2 protein-coding genes and 1 pseudogene are annotated in these 1,427 nt (G+C 60.4%); 2 read left to right on the forward strand and 1 reads right to left on the reverse strand.

The window, feature by feature from the left end; translation table 11 throughout:
- A pseudogene (locus tag EN935_RS41605) lies at positions 1-185 on the reverse strand (FMN-binding protein); the annotation flags it as partial.
- A gap of 216 nt (positions 186-401) precedes the next feature.
- Here EN935_RS41605 and EN935_RS35880 point away from each other — a divergent pair.
- Positions 402-917 carry a cytochrome b/b6 domain-containing protein gene (locus EN935_RS35880; protein ID WP_127264845.1) on the forward strand — a complete coding sequence of 172 codons (516 nt, stop codon included), beginning with the start codon at positions 402-404 and terminating at the stop codon, positions 915-917.
- A 4-nt stretch (positions 918-921) separates the two neighbouring features.
- Positions 922-1,427: VIT family protein (locus EN935_RS35885; protein ID WP_164771679.1), on the forward strand; the 506-nt coding region annotated here is incomplete at its 3' end.

A 1,427-nucleotide genomic window follows, 5' to 3' on the forward strand; every position in this document is an offset into this window, starting at 1 on the left:
GTTCTGAACTGGGGTGAGGGCGCCGGTAGGGTCCGAAACATCGACGCGGATGCGGCGGGCACCTCTGTCGCGTCTGCCGGCAGCGCCGAACCAAGCATGTCGCCGGCGGGCCGTATGCCGGCCTGATCCCAGACATAAGCGCCGGAGCCGGCGATCACCAAAAGTGACAGGGCAATCTGTTTCATCGGAATTGTGTTTCCACATTGAACCTTGCAGAGGCGATCCATCTGGTTCGCTTCAGATGCAATATCCCACGACCAAGCTGACAACTGGCTGTCAGCCGAGGTCGAGCTGCGCGGGGCCGGTGAAAGCTCAAGGGGACGGCAAATTGACTTGTCCTAGATCAAGATTGTCGCATAAGCAGCGAGGTAGGAAGGTTCTCTCAAACGAGGTAGCTGCCTATGACTGTTGCCAACGAGCCGGCGAGATACACCGGAAGCCAGATATTGCTGCATTGGACTATCGCGGTGTTGATCGTCCTGCAGGTTGTAATCGGTGAGGACATCAAGCCGGCTTACCAGGCGTTCTCGCGCGGCACAGAGCCGGCAGCTGGCGACATCTTCAACGCGAACATTCATGTCTATGTCGGTTTGGTCGTTCTGGTGCTGGCGATCTGGCGAATTGCAGTCCGTCTACGGGATGGTGTGCCGGCGCCGCCCGAAGAAAGCGTCCTGCTGAAGCGGATTGCCGCTGCCACCCATTTCCTGCTCTATCTGTTCATTTTCGGGATGCCGATTACCGGGGCGCTGGCATGGTACTTCAGCTTTCGAGCGATGGGGGAGATTCATGAACTCGCCAAGCCGGTGATCATCGTTGTCGTCGGCCTCCATGCCGCCGCGGCGCTATGGCAACATTTCTATGTGAAATCGGATGTGCTGGTCAGGATGCTGCGACCTGCCGGACGGCGCGCGCCGTGATGTCATGAGCCGCCTGCACAATGAAAACCATCTTGTATCCCGCGTCGGCTGGCTGCGCGCCGCAGTGCTTGGCGCCAATGACGGCATTGTGTCGACGGCTAGCCTCATCGTTGGCGTGGCGGCAGCCAACGCCGCGGCCTCCAACGTTTTGGTTGCCGGCGTAGCCGGACTGGTCGCCGGCGCGATGTCGATGGCGGCCGGCGAGTATGTCTCGGTCAGTTCGCAGTCCGATACCGAACAAGCCGACCTTGCGCGCGAGAAAGGGGAGCTGGCGACGCAGCCAGATTTCGAGCGACAGGAACTTGCGGAGATCTATGTCAAACGTGGCGTCGAGCCAACGCTGGCGTTGCAGGTCGCCGACCAATTGATGGCGAAGGACGCGCTTGGCGCCCACGCTCGTGACGAACTCGGTATTTCGGAGGTGACGACGGCCAGACCGATCCAAGCCGCGCTGACGTCTGCGGCTGCATTTTCGGTTGGCGCGGCCATGCCATTGGCGATGGTGCTTGT

The sequence above is a fragment of the Mesorhizobium sp. M7D.F.Ca.US.004.03.1.1 genome, assembly GCF_003998635.1.
In the GTDB taxonomy this organism is placed as follows: Bacteria; Pseudomonadota; Alphaproteobacteria; order Rhizobiales; family Rhizobiaceae; genus Mesorhizobium; species Mesorhizobium loti.